The organism is Orlajensenia flava, from assembly GCF_004801905.1.
Taxonomy (GTDB): domain Bacteria; phylum Actinomycetota; class Actinomycetes; order Actinomycetales; family Microbacteriaceae; genus Orlajensenia; species Orlajensenia flava.
Genome location: NZ_SSSN01000010.1, coordinates 22,397 through 39,035, shown reverse-complemented (window position 1 = coordinate 39,035; position 16,639 = coordinate 22,397). Strand labels below are relative to the sequence as shown.

At 69.4% G+C, this 16,639-nt stretch carries 18 protein-coding genes; 8 read left to right on the top strand and 10 right to left on the bottom strand.

The window, feature by feature from the left end; genetic code table 11:
* Positions 1 to 954, bottom strand: a 954-nt coding sequence (locus E6C70_RS13330) for an AAA family ATPase (RefSeq protein WP_136425045.1), incomplete at its 3' end; no start/stop codon positions are given.
* Positions 955 to 1,214: 260 nt separating this feature from the next.
* On the opposite strand from E6C70_RS13330, the gene E6C70_RS17335 reads away from it, so the two are divergent.
* Positions 1,215 to 1,550, top strand: a complete 336-nt coding sequence (locus E6C70_RS17335) for a DUF3072 domain-containing protein (protein ID WP_407921040.1) — start codon at positions 1,215 to 1,217, stop codon at positions 1,548 to 1,550.
* 13 nt (positions 1,551 to 1,563) lie between these two features.
* The gene (gene ligD, locus E6C70_RS13320; protein WP_136425043.1) at positions 1,564 to 2,787 is read left to right on the top strand and encodes a non-homologous end-joining DNA ligase; all 1,224 of its coding nucleotides are present in this window, start codon (positions 1,564 to 1,566) and stop codon (positions 2,785 to 2,787) included.
* Positions 2,788 to 2,827: 40 nt separating this feature from the next.
* Here ligD and E6C70_RS13315 read toward each other — a convergent pair whose 3' ends face one another.
* A complete protein-coding gene (locus E6C70_RS13315; protein WP_136425042.1) occupies positions 2,828 to 3,436 on the bottom strand; it encodes a CGNR zinc finger domain-containing protein in 609 nt (202 codons plus the stop codon).
* Between the two features lie 63 nt (positions 3,437 to 3,499).
* Here E6C70_RS13315 and E6C70_RS13310 point away from each other — a divergent pair, with 63 nt between their 5' ends.
* Positions 3,500 to 4,783 carry an MFS transporter gene (locus tag E6C70_RS13310; protein ID WP_136425041.1) on the top strand — a complete coding sequence of 428 codons (1,284 nt, stop codon included), beginning with the start codon at positions 3,500 to 3,502 and terminating at the stop codon, positions 4,781 to 4,783.
* Positions 4,784 to 4,807: 24 nt separating this feature from the next.
* On the opposite strand, the gene E6C70_RS13305 is transcribed toward E6C70_RS13310, so the two are convergent.
* Positions 4,808 to 5,767 carry an SDR family oxidoreductase gene (locus tag E6C70_RS13305; protein WP_235833467.1) on the bottom strand — a complete coding sequence of 320 codons (960 nt, stop codon included), beginning with the start codon at positions 5,765 to 5,767 and terminating at the stop codon, positions 4,808 to 4,810.
* A 46-nt stretch (positions 5,768 to 5,813) separates the two neighbouring features.
* Here E6C70_RS13305 and E6C70_RS13300 point away from each other — a divergent pair, with 46 nt between their 5' ends.
* Positions 5,814 to 6,368 (top strand): TetR family transcriptional regulator, encoded by a 555-nt coding sequence (locus E6C70_RS13300; protein WP_136425040.1) that lies wholly within the window; start codon positions 5,814 to 5,816, stop codon positions 6,366 to 6,368.
* Between the two features lie 3 nt (positions 6,369 to 6,371).
* Here E6C70_RS13300 and E6C70_RS13295 read toward each other — a convergent pair whose 3' ends face one another.
* Both E6C70_RS13295 and E6C70_RS13290 read right to left on the bottom strand, forming a co-directional pair.
* Positions 6,372 to 7,397, bottom strand: coding sequence for an NADPH:quinone reductase (locus E6C70_RS13295; protein WP_136425039.1), 1,026 nt, complete (start codon positions 7,395 to 7,397; stop codon positions 6,372 to 6,374).
* A 25-nt stretch (positions 7,398 to 7,422) separates the two neighbouring features.
* Positions 7,423 to 7,998 carry a helix-turn-helix domain-containing protein gene (locus tag E6C70_RS13290; protein WP_235833466.1) on the bottom strand — a complete coding sequence of 192 codons (576 nt, stop codon included), beginning with the start codon at positions 7,996 to 7,998 and terminating at the stop codon, positions 7,423 to 7,425.
* A gap of 67 nt (positions 7,999 to 8,065) precedes the next feature.
* On the opposite strand from E6C70_RS13290, the gene E6C70_RS13285 reads away from it, so the two are divergent.
* Positions 8,066 to 9,001 carry an NAD(P)/FAD-dependent oxidoreductase gene (locus tag E6C70_RS13285; RefSeq protein ID WP_136425037.1) on the top strand — a complete coding sequence of 312 codons (936 nt, stop codon included), beginning with the start codon at positions 8,066 to 8,068 and terminating at the stop codon, positions 8,999 to 9,001.
* 52 nt (positions 9,002 to 9,053) lie between these two features.
* Positions 9,054 to 9,752, top strand: coding sequence for a M23 family metallopeptidase (locus tag E6C70_RS13280; protein WP_207670139.1), 699 nt, complete (start codon positions 9,054 to 9,056; stop codon positions 9,750 to 9,752).
* Positions 9,753 to 9,758: 6 nt separating this feature from the next.
* On the opposite strand, the gene E6C70_RS13275 is transcribed toward E6C70_RS13280, so the two are convergent.
* From E6C70_RS13275 to E6C70_RS13265, 3 genes are read right to left on the bottom strand one after another with little or no spacing between them, the layout of a single operon-like run.
* Positions 9,759 to 11,351 carry an ABC-F family ATP-binding cassette domain-containing protein gene (locus E6C70_RS13275; protein ID WP_136425036.1) on the bottom strand — a complete coding sequence of 531 codons (1,593 nt, stop codon included), beginning with the start codon at positions 11,349 to 11,351 and terminating at the stop codon, positions 9,759 to 9,761.
* A 35-nt stretch (positions 11,352 to 11,386) separates the two neighbouring features.
* Complete coding sequence (locus E6C70_RS13270; protein WP_136425035.1) at positions 11,387 to 12,079, bottom strand: NUDIX hydrolase; 693 nt, start codon at positions 12,077 to 12,079, stop codon at positions 11,387 to 11,389.
* Positions 12,076 to 12,735: a TetR/AcrR family transcriptional regulator gene (locus E6C70_RS13265; protein ID WP_168770958.1), complete on the bottom strand. Its 660-nt coding sequence runs from the start codon at positions 12,733 to 12,735 to the stop codon at positions 12,076 to 12,078. The genes E6C70_RS13270 and E6C70_RS13265 overlap by 4 nt, the downstream gene beginning before the upstream one ends.
* A gap of 73 nt (positions 12,736 to 12,808) precedes the next feature.
* Between E6C70_RS13265 and E6C70_RS16755 the strand changes: the two genes are divergently transcribed.
* Positions 12,809 to 13,273: a hypothetical protein gene (locus E6C70_RS16755; protein WP_136425576.1), complete on the top strand. Its 465-nt coding sequence runs from the start codon at positions 12,809 to 12,811 to the stop codon at positions 13,271 to 13,273.
* Positions 13,274 to 13,300: 27 nt separating this feature from the next.
* On the opposite strand, the gene E6C70_RS13255 is transcribed toward E6C70_RS16755, so the two are convergent.
* Positions 13,301 to 14,986, bottom strand: a complete 1,686-nt coding sequence (locus E6C70_RS13255) for an alpha-keto acid decarboxylase family protein (protein WP_136425032.1) — start codon at positions 14,984 to 14,986, stop codon at positions 13,301 to 13,303.
* Between the two features lie 44 nt (positions 14,987 to 15,030).
* Positions 15,031 to 15,525 carry a bifunctional nuclease family protein gene (locus E6C70_RS13250; RefSeq protein ID WP_136425031.1) on the bottom strand — a complete coding sequence of 165 codons (495 nt, stop codon included), beginning with the start codon at positions 15,523 to 15,525 and terminating at the stop codon, positions 15,031 to 15,033.
* A gap of 270 nt (positions 15,526 to 15,795) precedes the next feature.
* Here E6C70_RS13250 and E6C70_RS13245 point away from each other — a divergent pair, with 270 nt between their 5' ends.
* Positions 15,796 to 16,635: an endo alpha-1,4 polygalactosaminidase gene (locus tag E6C70_RS13245; RefSeq protein WP_136425030.1), complete on the top strand. Its 840-nt coding sequence runs from the start codon at positions 15,796 to 15,798 to the stop codon at positions 16,633 to 16,635.
* Positions 16,636 to 16,639 lie beyond the last annotated feature (4 nt).

Here is a 16,639-nt window from a genome sequence, read left to right as displayed (position 1 = left end):
ACTCGAATCTCTCACCAGCAGGCCCAGAGCGACGGCCTCTTCGGCGTGATGGGGCGTGTAGAGCTCGGTTGCCAGTCTGTGATCGGAGCCACCCCAGCCGATTTGACCGCTCAGCGCTGCGCGAAGGAGTTCACCGCGAACCTGTTCGGAGAGTTCATCCAGGCGTGCTGCGTAGATCCGCTCGAGCCGACTGCTCAACGGCAGGTCGACCGGGAGCTCGGAGACGACCAGCTCATTGCTGACGCTCGCGCGGACAAGCTCCTCAAGGGCGAGCGGGTTGCCGTCGGCGCCCGCGAGCACGCGCGCTCGTAGACCCGGCTCGAGTTGAGGAGAGATTCTCGTGAGCAGAAGATCGGCGTCGTGCGATGTGAGAGGACGAACGTCGATTTCAGGCAATCGGCCTGAATCGAACACGGTACTGGCGCCCGCGCGGGCGGAGATCAGGGTGGCCGCATCGATTCCTCGCAGCCGACGAACGACATATGCCAGAACTTCGGCACTCGCATGATCGAACCACTGGACGTCATCGAGCACGAGCAACAGGGGCTGCGATCCGGCAGCAAGACTCACGAGATCGAGAGCAGCGGCCGCGACCCCGGTCAGCTGTGAACCGACGGGATCTCCCCGGCCCAGTGCGGCCAGTATGACGCCGCGTTCTCGCTCGCCGAGTCGAGCCGTGAGCCCGAGCACGGGGTACAGCAACTGGTGGAGGCTCGAGAAGTCGATCGCCATCTCGTTCTCGACGCCCGATGCCCGCAGAACTCGGATGCCCGACGCGACTGCCAGCGCGTCAGCCGCATCCAGCAGGAAGGTCTTGCCGACACCCGGTTCTCCGCGCAGGAACACCACGCATTGCGAACCACCACGACCGAACACGACCTCGGTCATCCGGGCGAACTCTCGGTCCCGACCGAGTGGCTCCGTGCGTTCGGGCCCGCCAGACACCCCGCCCATCACCGCCTCGAAGCGAGTGCGTCAGGATCTGCACTCCATCGGGCCAACCGTATGAGAAACGCGCCGGAAACCGCAAGATCCCCCGTCCGAGATCGCTTCCGAGGCATCCCCATATGCCCCCTCGTTGCGAATCGCCCTGGTCGACGCGCGCATCACGCCTCTGCAGCGAGATGACCCCGCGAGCCCAGCACAACCCCCAGCCGAGTGTCCGCACCCGCGCGTAGCATCGCGGCATGAGCGATATCAACGCCGACCACGACATCCCCGCCGACTCCCCCGACACCGCAGCTCCCGACACTGCAGCTCCCGACACCGCAGCTCCCGACACTGCAGCATCCGCCACCGAAGCCCCCAGCGCCTCAGCGACCGACTCCGCCGACGACGCCCTCGGAACCCGAGGCGACGACGCCGACAATCCCGCGAGCAAGGATCCGGCCGACTGGGTCACCGGCGATGAGCCCATGACCGCACCGCAGAAGAGCTACCTGGACACTCTCGCTCGTGAGGCTGGCGAGGAGGTGCCCGACGACCTGACGAAGGCGCAGGCATCCGTCGAGATCGACCGACTGCAGTCCCGCACGGGTCGCGGCCAGTAGCCCCAGCTGAGCCGTGAGCCCTGAGAAGGACGACGCGACCGTCCTCGAGATCGACGGTCATGAGGTGCGCGTCAGCCACCCCGAGAAGATCGTCTTCCCCGAGCCGGGCCTCACCAAGCTCGACCTGGTGAACTACTACGTCGCGGTGGCAGACGGCGCCCTGCGGGGGGCGGCCGACCGCCCGATGGTGCTCAAGCGCTTCGTGAAGGGCATCGACCAGGAGGCGTTCTTCCAGAAGCGGGCGCCGGCATCCCGTCCCGACTGGATCCAGACCGCCGTGCTGGAGTACGCCCGCGGCACGTCGGCCGAGGAGGTCGTCGTCACGGATGCTGCGGCCCTGGCATGGGTCGTCAACCTCGGCTGCATCGACCTGAACCCGCATCCCGTGCGGGCTTGGGACCTCGACCATCCCGACGAGCTGCGGGTCGACCTCGACCCCATGCCGGGCGTCGACTGGTCGCAGATCGTCGACGTGGCGATGGTTGCGCGCGAGGTGCTGGCCGACATGGGCTTGGTGGGTTGGCCCAAGACGAGCGGATCTCGCGGCATGCACATCTATGCGCGCATCGAGCCGCGGTGGAACTACCGTGACGTGCGCTTGGCCGCCGAGACGCTGGCCCGCGAGGTCGAGAACCGCGCACCGGGTCTCGCGAGCGCTCACTGGTGGAAGGAGGAGCGCGGCGAGAGCGTCTTCGTCGACTTCAACCAGAACGCGAAGGACCGCACCGTCGCGTCGGCATACTCCATCCGTGCCCTGCCCGACGCTCGGGTCTCGACCCCGCTCGACTGGGATGAGGTGCGGCTGCGCCGGCCCGAGGAGTTCACGGTCGCGACGGTGCTGCGGCGCTTCGCCGAACGCGGTGACGCAGCCGCAGGCATCGACGATTCGGCCGGCAGTCTCGACGGACTGCTCGCCCTCGCGAAGCAACTCGGGCCGGCCGAGAAGGCGCCCGCCTCCTCCGACGGGTCCGGGAGACGGCAGTCGACGATGCCGCTCATCGAGATCGCCCGGGCGAAGACGAAGGCCGAGGCGCTCGAGGGGTTGGAGCGCTGGAAGGACCGCCACCCGGATGTCGTCTCCCTCCTCGAACCGTCGGACACCCTGGTGGACGGTATGCGTGGCTCGAGTTCGCTCTGGTACCGCATCCGCGTGAACCTGCAGCATGTGCCCGAATACGAGCGGCCCCAGCAGGCGGAGCTCGAGATCGACTACGACCCCTGGGCGGGTCGCGGCTGACGCGACGGCGGGCGACTGAGCCGCGGCCCACGGATCGCCGCTAGCTCGCCGGGACTCCCCGCGTGCGCTCGTAGTGTTCGCGCACCCGATTGCGGTTTCCACAGTCGCTGGCGATGCACCACCGCCGGTTGTGCCGCGGGGAGGAATCCAGGAACACCCAGCCGCAGTCGGCATCCGAGCACTGGCGCAGCAGGCCGAGGTCGTCGCGCGTGAGCAGGTCGACCGCGGCGAGGGCGATGCGTCGGCGCGGCAGGGAGAGATCGAGTGGGAACGCCCACCGCCAGCCGTCGCCGAGTCGCTCGAGGTGCCCCTCCGTCAGCGCGACTGCGTTCTCCCGCGCGACGGAGTCGGTAGGGCCGCCCTCGTACGCGGCTCGATAGAGCGCCTCGCGCAGCTCGATCACGCGGCCGATCTCCCGGCCGGCCGTCTGCGGATCCGCGGCTGCCTGCTCCCGCAGCGCCGCCGCATCCGTCTCGTCGATGAAGCCGAACTGCAGCGACCAGCGGATGAGCGTCGTGTACCGCGGAAGCTGCTCTACCCGCCGCTCCGCGTTGAGCCTCCACGAGACGGTATTGACGAGGTCGAGCGCTGGGTCTCCCGCGATCTGCGGGAAACCCCGGCGTTCGATGGTCTCGACGGATTCGGCCATGAACCCACCCTAATGCGTGAATCACGCTTTACGCATTGACGATCTTCTGGCACGCTCTAATGCATGGACGAAGCAAAGCACATTAGACCTGGATGGAAGCGCGACTTCGGCTGGCTGTGGGGCTCGCAGACCGCGTCCGTCGTGGGGGAGCAGGTCAGCGAGATCGCCGTGCCACTGCTCGCCGTGCTGGTGCTGCACGCGTCGGCCGGCGAACTCGGCCTGCTCGGCGTCGCACGCTGGGTGCCGTTCCTGCTGCTGGCCCTCCCGCTCGGCGTGCTGGTCGACCGCCGTCGCCGTCGCCCGCTCATCATGACCGCCGACTGGTCACGCGCCGCTCTGACGCTGGCCATCGTGGCCGCAGCGGCCGTCGGGGTCCTGTCGCTGCCCCTCCTGGCCGCACTGGTGCTGTTGATCGGCTGCTTCACAGTCCTGTTCGAGGTGTCGTACCAGTCCGCGGTGCCGAGCATCGTTCCCGTGAGCGGGCTCGCACGGGCGAACGCGCGTCTGCAGGCGTCATCCGCCGCCGCTCAGATCGGCGGCCCCGGCCTCGGGGGCCTTCTCGTTCAGGTGCTCACGGCGCCGTTCGCCATGCTCGCGCACGGCGCCCTCTACATCGTCTCCGCGCTCGCCATCGGGCGCATCCGCTCGCCCGAGGTCATCACTCCGCGCGAGGGCACGAGCTTCGTCGCCGAACTGCGTGCGGGTCTGCGCTTCGTCTTCCGCGATCGTTACCTCGTCGCCAACCTCGGCTTCTCGGCGCTGTACAACCCGGCCGAGCAATGGGTCATCGTGCTCTTCACCCTCCACGCGGTGCGGGTTCTCGGGTTGTCGCCGGCGGAGATCGGGCTGGTGTTCTCCCTCGGTGCCGTCGGCGCTCTGGTCGGAGCCGTTCTCGCAGGGGTCACGGTGCGCCGCTTCGGTGCAGGAGGTCCGGTGATGTGGTGCGCGGCCATCGAGTGCGCGGCCCTGTTCGGCATCCCGCTCGTGGACCTGTCGTGGGGTCGGGTCGCGGTGATCGTCTCGCTCGGGTCGATCATCGCCGTCAACGGAGCGTGCACTGCGCTGTCCAGCGTCATCCTCGTCACGGTGCGACAGCTGCGCACGCCCGATCGCATGCTCGGACGCGTCAACGCCAGCATGCGCTGGCTCACCTACGGCACCGTCGCGCTCGGGGCGGCGGCGGGCGGCATCGTCGGCGACCTCGTCGGCACGAGGCTCGGGATGCTGTTCGGCGCGTGCTTCGGCCTGGTGACCGTCGTCTGGGTCGCCCTCTCGCCCCTGCCGCACATCGGCGACCCGGCGGAGCTGGCCATCGCCGAGCGTCGCGAGGAGGCGATCGCCCCCTGATCGACGACGCTCGGCGAGGAGCGGCTAGGCCGAGAGGTGGCGGGTGTAGTGCCCGGCCTCGAGGTCCTCGAGCAGCGTCGCGTGGGTCGGCGTCCACCCGAGCAGGTCCTGCGTGGCGTCGCTCGATGCGGGCATGTCGATGCCGAAGAACGCGCCGATCCACCCGAAGTGCTCCGCAGCATCCTCCGGCGCGATCGACTCGACCGGCACGTCGAGCTGGCGGCCGATCGCCTCGGCGATCTCCTTGGTCGTGACACCCTCCTCGGCCACACCGTGCACGCGCGAACCCGCAGGCGCCTTGTCGAGGGCGAGCACGATCATGTGCGCCACGTCGAGTCGGTTCGCAGCCGGCCAGCGGCTGGATCCGTCGCCGATGTAGCCCGAGACGCCCTTCTCCTTGGCGGTGGAGGCGAGGACGGCCATGAAGCCGTGATCGCCCTCGCCGTGCACCGTCGGCGCGAACCGCAGGCTCACGGGACGGATGCCGCGGTCGACGTAGGACAGGGCCAGGTTCTCGGCGCCGCCGCGCGGAGACTCGGACCCGGAGAAAGGCGACGCGTCATCCTCGGTCGCCACCGTGCCGGGCGCGAGCATGGCGACACCGGACGCGAACAGCAGCGGCTTGTCGGTGCCCTCCAGCACATCGCCGAGCGCCTCGATGGCCGCGCGCTCCGTGCGCCCCGACTCTTCGAAAGCAGAGAAGTCGTGCTTGAACGCGAGGTGGATGACGGCGTCGGCGTCGGCCGCGCCGGAGCGCAGACTGTCGAGGTCATCGAGGCTGCCGCGCAGCACCTCAGCCCCAGCCGCCTCGACCGCGGCGGCCGACTCATCGGATCGGGCGAGGCCCACCACCTGGTGTCCCGCTCCCACGAGCTCCTCGACGACGGCCGAACCGATCCAACCCGATGCCCCGGTGACGAAAACGCGCATGATGATCTCCTTGGTGCCGACGACCGTCGGCCTCGTGATGTCAGGGTATGTCATCACGCTACACCTGATGTCAGCGTCTGTCATCAGTAGACTCGTCGGCATGGGACGCTGGCTCGAGGACGCGCAAGGGCGGCTGCAGCACTCCGCCCTCGAACTCTTCGGCGAGCGCGGCTTCGAACAGACGACGGTCGCCGACATCGCCGACCGGGCGGGCGTGACCGAGCGAACCTTCTTCCGGTACTTCGCCGACAAGCGCGAGGTGCTGTTCGCGGGCTCGCGTGAGCTGCAGGCCGCCGTCGTCGAGGCGATCGCGAGCGCTCCGAGCACGCTCTCTCCCCTCGACACCGCGTGCGGGGCCTTGTCGAGCGGAGGATCGCTCTTCGTTCGCGCGTACTCTCAGCAGCGTTCGGCGGTGATCGCCGCGAACCCGAGCCTGCACGAGCGCGAACTGCTCAAGCTGGCCACGATGGGGGCCGCGGTGGCGGGCGCACTCCGCGCGCGCGGCGTCTCCGATGAGAATGCGGCCGTCGCCGCCGAGACGGCCATGACGGTGTTCAAGCTCGCATTCGAACGCTGGATCTCCGACCCGGGGTCGGGCGAGTTCGAGCAGTGCTCGACGGACGTGCTCCGCCAGCTGCGGCAGCTGACCGGCTGACGCTCAGTCGTCCGCGACGACGATGAGCACCTTGCCGACGATCCCGCCCTCGACCGCATCGTGCGCTGCGGCGGTCTGCTCGAGCGCGTAGCGATGGACCGGCAGCCCGGCGTCATCGCCGATCGACAAAGCCCCGTCGGCCGCGGCCGCCGTCACGGCCTCACCGGCGGCGGTCCAGGCATCCGCTCCCATCGTGTAGATGAGCACGAACTGGTAGCGCAGGTTCTGCGCGATTGCCCGGCCGAAGTCGATCGTCATCGGCGCTCCCCCGTCGTTGCCGTAGGAGGCGATCGTCGAGCGCGGGTGCGTCACGGCCTGGTCGAGCTCGGCGTTAGCGCCGGCGGCCACCTCGACGACGATGTCGACGCCGTCGGGAGCAAGAGTCCGGATCTGGTCGCCGGCATCCGGATCGCGGTACACGACGACGTGGTCGGCTCCCGCAGCCGCCGCGAGCGCCGCCTTGTCCGCGCCGCTCACCGTGGCGATGACGGAGGCGCCGGCCCAGCGCGCGAGCTGGATGGCCGCGTGCCCCACCGCCCCAGCGCCTCCGGCGACGAGGACGGTCCTGCCCTGCAATGCTCCCGGGGCGAGGCGATCGGGACCGTCTTCATCGACCGTCAACGCCCGGTGCGCCGTCACGGCGGGCACGCCCAGGCTGGCGCCCTCGTCGAAGCTCACCGAGTCGGGCAGCCGGAACGCCCGTTCGACGGGCGTCACCGTGTGCTCCTGCGCCGTGCCGGATGCGGGTCGCTGCCACGCGGAGATCGCCAGCCAGACGCGGTCGCCCACGGCGAAGCCGGTGACATCCGGGCCCACGGCGTCGACGATGCCCGCGCCGTCCTGATTGGGAACGCTCGGGGTGCCCTCCGGCGCAGCGTTCGACCCGCGGCGCGCCTTCCAGTCGGTCGGATTGACCCCGGAGACCACGACCCGCACGCGGATCTCGCCTGATGCGGGCTCGGTCACCTCGCGCTCCACGGTCTCGAGGACGGATGAATCTCCGGTGCGTGTGTAGACGATGGCTCTCATGGGGAATGCAACCGGGCGGCCGCGCTCAGGATTCCGCGGAGGCGGCTCGCACGTGCACGCGCTCCCCCTGGGTGCTGAGCAGGCTGATGATCTCGGCGGGCTCCTGCGACGCGCTCGCGTGTCCGTGCGGCAGCCTGGTGTCGAATTCCGCCGCTTCGCCGGCGTCGAGCACGATCTCCTCGTCTCCGAGCGCGAGGCGCACGCGTCCGCTGAGCACGTAGACCCAGTCGTAGCCCTCGTGCGCTCGCTGTTCGACCGGCGCGTCGGGGTCGTGGCCCGGCAGCACGATCTTGAAGGCGCTCACGTCGGGGTTGTCGCGGGTGAGCGGGATGATCGCCCGGCCGTTGCGGTAGAACGGTCGCGGTCGGATGCGTGGGTCGGCGATCTGGGGAGCGCCGACCAGGTCGTCCAGACTCACCCGGTAGACGCCGGCGAGACGCATGAGCAGGTCGAGTGCGGGCTTGCGGGCGCCGGACTCGAGTCGGGAGAGCGTGCTGACCGAGATGCCGGTCTGCTCGGACAGGTCGGCGAGCGTGAGCTCCCGCCATTGCCGGAGGGCGCGCAGACGGCCGGCGACCTTGTCGAGGGTGGTGTCGGTCACGGCGGCCTCCTTTGCCGATTCAGCAAATGCACTTGCCATTCTAGCGACAGATGACCACGATCGGAGGATGGACAACGACACCTGGGACGTCATCATCATCGGCGGCGGCAGCGCAGGACTCAGCGCAGCGCTCATGCTCGGACGGTCGCGCCGACGCGTGCTCGTGCTCGACGACGGCAAGCCGCGCAACCGCTTCGTCGCCCACATGCACGGGGTTCTCGGGCGCGACCACACGTCGCCTCTCGCTCTGCTCGCGGACGGTCGCGCCGAACTCGCCCGCTACGACTCCGTCGAGGTCAGGGACGCCTCGGTCTCGACGGCAAGGGCGCATGCTAGCGGATTCAGCGTCGAGCTGGACCCCGGCGCCACGCATCGCTCGCGCCGCCTGCTGGTCGCCTCCGGACTGCGCGACCAGCTTCCCGACATCCCCGGGCTGGCCGACCAGTGGGGTCGCGGTGTCGTCATCTGCCCGTACTGCGACGGCTGGGAGGTGCGCGACCGGCGCATCGTCGTCATAGCCGGAGGTCCCGCGAGCACGCACCAGGCGCAGCTCATGCGACAGCTCTCGAACAGCGTGAGCTACCTCGTCAACGGCTCCGAGCTGCCGGACGAGGCGGCCGCGGGGCTGCGGGCGCGAGGCATCACGATCGATGATCGGCCGATCGCCGCGATCGTGACGGATGCGGGCGACGTGCTCACCGGCATCCGGTTCGCCGATGGCTCCGTGCTGGATGCCGACGCCGTCTTCGCCGGGCCGCTTCCGATGCCGAACGACGCTCTCTTACGCGCACTCGGCGCCAACGTGGTCGAACGTCAGGGCACCGAGTGGGTCGAGGTCGACGGGTTCGGCCGCACCAGCGTTCCCGGCCTCTGGGCGACGGGAAACATCACGGACGGGCGGTCGTCCGTTCCCTATGCGATGTCCGCCGGGAACATGGCCGGCGCCGGTCTCAACGCCGACCTCGTCGAGGAGGACGTGCGCATCAGCCTCGACGCCGCCTGACGCCGGCCCCGACTCATTGCCGCGCGGCGCGCGAATTCCCTAGGCTCGAGCCGTGGGTCGAACCCTCGAGAACCCGGTGATCGTCGAGTTCCCCCTGCGCGGCTCCGGCTGGATGGCCGTCACGACGCCGGCGACCCGCGTGCCGAGTCACGGCGTCGACATCCTCGGTGAGGCTTACGCCTACGACTTCCTGCGGGTCGATGAGCGGCCGACTGCGCACTTCCACCCCGCCGGCACCCTGCGCACCCTCGCGCTCGGCGTGCCGACTCGGGAGTGCTACGCCTGGGGCGCCGAGGTGCACGCCCCGTTCGACGGCGAGACCGTGGTGGTCGAAGACACCATCCCGGAGCGCGGGCACGTGCATCCGGTCCGAGAGGGTGCGGCGATGATCGTCAACGGTGCCACGTTCACCCCGGCCAAGCTGCGCTCCATCATGGGCAACCATGTGATCATCCGGGCGGCCGACGGCATCTGCGCGGGCTTCGCGCATCTCGTGCCGGGTTCCGTCACGGTGCGACCCGGACAGCGGGTCTCCACCGGCGATGTCGTCGGTCGCGTCGGCCACACCGGCAACTCGACCTCGCCCCACCTGCACTTCCAGCTGATGGACTCGCCTGACCTGCTCGTCGCCGGGTCCGTCGCCTGCGCGTTCCGGGCCTACGAGGTCGAGCGCGACGGTTCGTGGTCGCGGGTCGCGAATGGCGTGCCGACGCGGCACGACCGCATCCGCTCCGTCGACGCGAGCGAGTGAGCTCGGTCAGAGCGCCCCGTTTGCCGCCTGCTCGATGACGTGGGGTGTCCCGTCGAAGATCAGCAGGCGATCCGCGAGCTTGTCCACGAAGAACCGGTCGTGCGAAACGACGACGACCGCGCCGGGGAAGTGGATGAGAGCCCGCTCCATCACCTGCGTCGAGGTGATGTCGAGGTGGTTGGTCGGCTCGTCGAGCACGATCACCGCGGCACCGGAGAGCAGGCACTGCGCGATGGCGACTCGTGCTCGCTGGCCGCCCGAGAGGGTTCCGATGCGCTGCTGCAGGTCGGACTCCGAGAACTGGAGCATGGAGAGGAAACGCCCGACGCTCTTCTTCGTCGCGGTGAAGGCGAGCGAATCGGGGTAGGCGTTGACCGCGTGCCCGACGGTGTCGCCGAGGTCGAGCTCGGCGTAGACGCGATTGTACGAGACGAACCGCACGCCCTTCGCCCAACGCACCTGTCCGGCATCCGCCTCGGTATCTCCGGTCAGCACGTCGAGCAGGGTCGACTTGCCCGAGCCGTTCGCCCCGAGAACGGCCACTCGATCGCCGCGGTGCAGGCTGAAGCTGAGCCCGTCGAACAGCGGGTCGGCTCCGAAGCCCTTGGCCAGCGAGACCACCTCGAGCAGGTCGTTGCTGACCCGGAGCCCGCCGTAGATGTCGGTGATGATCTGGTCGATCGGTCGTGGCGCCTGCCGTTTCTTGATGTCGGCCAGCCGACGGGCGATGGCATTCGACGGATTCCGAGCCGCCTCACGCCGAGCCGCACTGGCGGCCTGCTCGTACGCCAGCAGCTCCTCCTCGTGCGCGAACTGCTTCTCGAGCGTCTTGAGACGCGACTGCTTGGCATGCACATATGCCGAGTAGTCGCCGTCGTACTCCTGCAGCCGGTAGTTCTCGATCTCGACGATGCGGGTGACCACGCCGTCGAGGAACTGCCGGTCGTGCGACACCACGAGCACCGCGCCGGTGTAGCGGGAGAGCCACGTCTCGATCCAGCGCACGCCGTCGAGGTCGAGGAAGTTGGTGGGCTCGTCGAGCAGCAGCACATCGGGGTGCTGCACGAGGATCTGCGCCAATGCCGCCCGGTTGCGCCATCCGCCCGACAGCCGGTCGACAGGGAGATGCCGGCGCTCCTCGTCGAAGCCGAGGCTCGTCAGCACCGTGTCGATGGTGTTCTCGAACGACCAGCCGTCGATCGCGTCCATGCGCTCGAACAGCTCGCCCTGCTCGGTCAGCAGCGCCGTCATCGCGTCGACGTCGAGCGGATGCGCGAGCAGCTCGCCGATGGCATCCAGCCGCGCCTGCGTCTCGTGAACCGGCGCGAAGTGCGCGCTGAGCGTCTGCCACGTGCTCAGCTCGCCATCGAGTTCGGAGAACTGCGAGAAGTAGCCGATGGTCGTGCCGCGCGTCACGTCGACCGTGCCGCTGGTCGGTTCGATGCGTCCGAGCATGAGCTCGAGGAAGGTCGTCTTGCCCGTGCCGTTCTTGCCGATGAGCCCCACCCGATCGCCCGCGCGCAGCTTGAGGAACGCCTCGCGCAGCACGGGTCGCCCATCGAAGGTCACGTTGACGTCGTTCAGGCGGATGAGGCTCACGGGATCCTTCGAGGTCGGGGAGGGACCCGACAACGCTACCCCGAGGGACGTTGCAGGTCGTCGGGCTCCACCACGCGGGTGGCGTCCCACGGCTGGGCCCAGCCGAGCTCGTCGAACATGCGCGAGAGCACGAGGGCGGTGAAGCCCCAGATGAGCCGGCCGTCGACATCGAACGCCGGTGAGCGGTACTCGAGGTCGCCGAAGACATGAGCGGTGATGGCCCGGTTCTCGGCCCGCAGCAGGCTCGCCACCGGCACACGGAATACGTCGACGGACTCGTCATGGTCGACGGCCGCGACCTCCGACGGTCGTGTCCACCAGGCAGGAACCGGGGTGACGAGGTGCCTGCTCACCGGGACGGGAAAGGCCGGCAGGGTGCCGAGCGGTTCGATCCCGCCCGGGTCGAGACCCGTCTCCTCGGCGGCCTCCCGCAAGGCGCCGGCGATGGCGCCGTCATCGGAGGCCTCGAGCCGCCCACCGGGAAAGGCGATCTGGCCGGGATGGCTGCCGAGAGTCGCCGCCCGGCGCAGCAGCAGGACGTCGAGGTCGCCGGGCACCGCCCCGGTCGACGCCACCGTTGCGGAGTCGAGGACGCCGAACAGGACGAGCACCGCCGCGGGGCGAAGTGGCGAGGCATCCGCCAGTACCCGCGGGGTGTCATCGCGCCACACGAGGCCGCGGTCGCACAGCGCCGAAAGGTCGGCCCGAGCGCCCAATGGTGCGCTCACGCGTGGACTCCGCCGCGATCGACCGGTGCGGACGACGGAGGCGCCGCGGACGGTCCCCCGACACCGGACCGGAGCCCGGCGAGGCGACGGATGATCAGCTCTGCGAGTGCGGGCCGGTCGAGCGGGCCGAGACGTCGATAGTCCGCACGCTCGGGCGCTTGAAGGGTCGCCATCCCGTGCAGACCGACCCACACAAGGAAGGCGTCGCGGTGCGGATCATCGCTGACGGCCGTTCCGGCGTCGACGCACTCGCGCAGGAGACGCTCGATGCGCTCGAAGGTGACGACGGCGTCGGGACTGAAACCTGCGGCGCCCATCATGAGTCGCAGGCGGGACCGGTGCTCCCACCCGAATCGCACGTAAGCGAGTCCCGCCGACACCAGGGCGGCATCGGGAGAGGTTTCATCCTCGATGGCGTCGGCGACGCGCCTGTCCAAAGACTCGAAGCTGAGCGCGAGGACGGCATCGACGATCCGCTGGAGGTCGGAGAACCGGGTGTAGATCGACGGAGCACTGATGCCGGCCTCGCGCGCGATGCCGCGCAGGGTCAGATCTTCGTCGCCGCCGTCGACGACGCGAACGGCCGCATCGACGATCTCCGCTCGCAGTCGCTCACCGTCACCGCGGGCGTTGCGCGCCCGGCCAGAACCGCTCATGGATCTTCCCTTGCCATTCAACCTAACGTCCGTTAGTTTACACTCGTTCAGTTTCGATGAAGAGGAGACACGCATGTACATCGCCCTGGTCCTGGCGCAGACCCTCGTGCTGCCCCTGCTGTTCGCGGTGGGGCAACTGGTGCTGTTCGGCGGCGAGCCGCTCGTCGTCGTGGGTGTCTGGTGGGCCTTCTGGGGCGTCGGCACGCGTCTGACGGTCGCCGGCGTCAGCCAGCTCGTCAACCCCGGGCGCACGTCACGCGGCATCCTCGGCATCGACGACGCGGGCGCCGAACAGGTCGTCCACGAGCTCGGGTTCGCCAATCTCAGCATGGGCGTTGTGGCCCTCGTCGCGGCGTTCGTGCCGGGCTGGGGAATCCTCGGCGCTCTTCCCGGAGCGATCTACCTCGGGCTCGCGGGCCTGCGGCACATCGCCAAGCGGGGCAAGAAGACGGAGGAGACGGTGGCGACCTGGACCGACCTGCTCGTCTTCGTCGTCGTGGTGGTCGCCATCGTCGGGTCGGCCGTCATCGGGCGGTGACGACGGTGGCCCCCTCCGCTGGCGTTCTCAGTCGTGCGAGCTGCTGTTCGCCCGGCTCGCCTGCTCGGCGAGCGCGGCCAGCAGCGGCGGCACGTCGAGTGGCGGAACCACCGCTTCGATGAACGTCAGCCCGCCCCGGTCCGCATGACCCGCGAAGGCAGCGGACACCTCGTCGGCCGTCCGAGCCGTGAACGGATGCGCGAAGCCGTTCGGGTCGAAGGCGCTGACGAGCGCGGTCCAGTTCCACGCGGCGATGTCGTTGTACGCCTCCGTCAGCCCGTGGATGGCGCGCTCCACGGTGTACCCGGAGTTGTTCACCACGAGCACGATCGCGGGCACCCGATTGCGGATGAGCGTGCCGAGTTCGGCGATGGTCAGCTGGGCGGCCCCGTCGCCGATCAGCACGATGGGTCGCCGCTCCGGCGCGGCGAGGGCGGCCCCGAGCAGGGCGGGAAGGGTGTAGCCGATGGCCGCCCAGAGCGGTTGGCCCATGAAGGTCACTCCCGTCGGCATCCGGTGGGTGCCCATGCCGTAGAACGAGGTGCCCTGATCGGCGATCACGACGTCGCCGGCCTGAAGGTGGGCGGCCACGGCGTTCCAGAGACCGGTCTGGTCAAGGGGGCCATCGGTGGCGCCCACAGCTTCCGCGTCGGCGACGACGGCCGGGTCCGGCGTGCCGCCATCCGGCGCGCTTCGCCCGACCACATCGCTCTCGGCGAGGGCATCCCGCAGCACCTCCAGCGCGTCGCTCATCTCGATCGGCTCGAACGTCCGGAGCCCGAGGTGCACCGATCCTGGCGTGATCTCGATGGTCCTCGCGGGCAGTCGTTGCGAGAAGAAGCCGCTCATCAGGTCGGTGAACTGCACGCCCACCGCGATCAGCACGTCGGCGTCCTCGATGGCCGCGCAGGTCTCGGGCGTGCTCACCGCGCCGATGTATGGCCCGAGGTAGTGGGGCGAGCTCTCGTCCACCACCCGCCGTCCCCAGAGGGTCACCGCGTGCGGGATGCCGAGGGCGAGCACGTCGTGAAGCGCGGGCTCGGCCCCCATCCGCTGCACCAGGACGCCGGCGAGGAGCGCGATGGATCGTGCAGTGGCGAGTTCGCCCCGGACGGCGTCGCGCAGCTGCTCGAGAACGCCGGCGGCCGTCAGCGGCGCTTCCTCGACCGGCGGATGCGTCGGCTCGGGCACCGGGGCCTTGGCGACATCGGCGGGGATGACGAGGTATCCCGGACGACGCGCGGCGAGCGTCTGGCGGATGACGCGATCGATCTCGTCGACGGCGTTCTCGGCGGTCAATTCGGCCTGTGCGTGGGTGACCTCGGCGGTCATCCGAGCGAAGTGGTGGAAGTCTCCGTCGCCGAGCGTGTGGTGGGTCGCGCGGGCCGCCGCCTGGGTGGCGGTCGTGGGCGCGCCGACGATGTGTATCACGGGCACGTGCTCGGCGTACGCCCCGGCGATGGCGTTGATCGCGCTCAGCTCGCCGACGCCGAAGGTGGTGCAGACGGCGCCGAGCCCGCGGAGGCGGGCGTACCCGTCGGCCGCGTAGCCGGCTCCGAGCTCGTTGGCGCAGCCCACCCACTCAATGGACGGATGAGCCTCCACGTCATCGAGCATCGCCAGGGTGAAGTCGCCGGGCACGCCGAACAGCTTCTCGACGCCGGCTTCGGCGAGCCGGTCGAGCAGGTGGGTCATGACGTTCGCATCGCTCATGACGCTCATCCAACCACTCGGGGCGGCGCCGCGGGTGACGGCAGTCAGCCTTGGAAGTCCTCCGGGTCGACGTCCTCGAGGAACCTCTTGAACTCGTCGAGCTTCTCCTCGTCACCGCCGAGCTCGACCATCCCGGCCGGGATGCCCGCCTCGTCGATGACCTCGTCGGCGACCCAGATGGGCGCGTCGACGCGAACGGCGAGCGCCACGGAGTCCGACGGCCGCGCGTCGAGCACCGTGCGCCCCGCCGGCGTGGAGAGCGTGATCGCGGCGTAGAAGGTCCCGTCGTCGATGCGGGTGACGTCCACCCGCTCCACGCTCGCTCCGACGGTGTCGAGCAGTGTCTTCATGAGGTCGTGGCTGAGCGGCCGGGGCGCCTGCTCGCCCTCGATGCCGAGGGCGATCGACGTGGCCTCCTGCGAACCGACCCAGATCGGCAGCACGCGCCCCTTGTCGGGCTCCTCGAGGATGGGTTTCAGCAGCACGATGTGCTGCATCGCCGAGTCGAGTGCGACACCGAGAACGCGAACCTGAACCATGGAGACTCCCCCGTCAGAACTCCATCGTAGAGGCGGCTTCGCGCGGGAGCGCGGGCATCCGCAACTCCCGCGACCGGCGAGGTACCTGAGGTCCTCACCGACGCCCGCTCAGTCGTGCTGCGCGTTTGCCGACCGCCCTGTCCGCCGCGCACCCCCGCTTGTAGTCTGATCGCGCCGTGGAGGCTCTACCGGCCGATGACAACCGCGATCGTGCCGGGCGATACGCCAGAGATGAGCTCGAGGCGGGGCATCCACAGATCGGAACCACCGATGCGCACCACCACTCGCACCTTGCTCTCCGCCGTGCTGACGGCGGGAACCCTCGTGGCGACACTCGCCGCGACCGCGCCGGCCGCCCAGGCCGCCGGAGCACCCCTTCCACCCGTGAACGCGCAGTTCGACTACCAGATCGGCGGCCCGTACACCCCGGCCGCGTCGGTGGGCATCCTCGACCGCGACCACACCGCCTCCCCCGTGGCCGGCAGATACAACATCTGCTACGTCAACGCCTACCAGACCCAGTCCGACGACACGACGACGTGGGCCGGCGGCAACAGCGACCTCATCCTGCGCAACAGCAAGGGCGTGAAGGTGGGCGATCCGAAGTGGAACGAGTACCTCCTCGACACCTCGACATCGGCCAAGCGCGCCCGAATCGCGGCGATCGTCAACGGATGGATCGACGAATGCGCGTCGAAGGGCTTCCAGGCGGTCGAGCCGGACAACCTGGACTCCTGGACGCGCTCGAAGAGCGGCGGCAAGCAACTGTTGACGAAGCAGAACAACATCGACCTCGCCACGCTTCTCGCCGCCCATGCCCACCAGAAGGGCCTGGCGATCGCCCAGAAGAACACGTCGCAGCTCGGCAGCGTCGGCAAGAACACGGTGGGCTTCGACTTCGCCATCGCCGAGGAATGCCAGGCCTACGAGGAGTGCGATGCCTACACCGATGTGTACGGAGCCAACGTGATCGAGATCGAGTACACCGACAACGATCTCTCGGCCTACACCGACGCCTGCGCCGCCCAGGGCTCGACCATCTCGGTCATCCTGCGCGACCGCGACGTCGTCGCGAAGGGCAAGAGCGGCTACACCTACAAGTACTGCTGAGCGG

Bases quoted from the DNA above. Each gene is read 5' to 3' on its own strand.
- E6C70_RS13315 (WP_136425042.1), bottom strand. From the start codon at position 3,436: ATGGCCGAATCCGTCGAGACCATCGAACGCCGGGGTTTCCCGCAGATC.
- E6C70_RS13310 (WP_136425041.1), top strand. From the start codon at position 3,500: ATGGACGAAGCAAAGCACATTAGACCTGGATGGAAGCGCGACTTCGGC.
- E6C70_RS13305 (WP_235833467.1), bottom strand. From the start codon at position 5,767: ATGACATACCCTGACATCACGAGGCCGACGGTCGTCGGCACCAAGGAG.
- E6C70_RS13300 (WP_136425040.1), top strand. From the start codon at position 5,814: ATGGGACGCTGGCTCGAGGACGCGCAAGGGCGGCTGCAGCACTCCGCC.
- E6C70_RS13295 (WP_136425039.1), bottom strand. From the start codon at position 7,397: ATGAGAGCCATCGTCTACACACGCACCGGAGATTCATCCGTCCTCGAG.
- E6C70_RS13285 (WP_136425037.1), top strand. From the start codon at position 8,066: ATGGACAACGACACCTGGGACGTCATCATCATCGGCGGCGGCAGCGCA.
- E6C70_RS13265 (WP_168770958.1), bottom strand. From the start codon at position 12,735: ATGAGCGGTTCTGGCCGGGCGCGCAACGCCCGCGGTGACGGTGAGCGA.
- E6C70_RS16755 (WP_136425576.1), top strand. From the start codon at position 12,809: ATGTACATCGCCCTGGTCCTGGCGCAGACCCTCGTGCTGCCCCTGCTG.
- E6C70_RS13255 (WP_136425032.1), bottom strand. From the start codon at position 14,986: ATGAGCGATGCGAACGTCATGACCCACCTGCTCGACCGGCTCGCCGAA.
- E6C70_RS13250 (WP_136425031.1), bottom strand. From the start codon at position 15,525: ATGGTTCAGGTTCGCGTTCTCGGTGTCGCACTCGACTCGGCGATGCAG.
- E6C70_RS13245 (WP_136425030.1), top strand. From the start codon at position 15,796: ATGCGCACCACCACTCGCACCTTGCTCTCCGCCGTGCTGACGGCGGGA.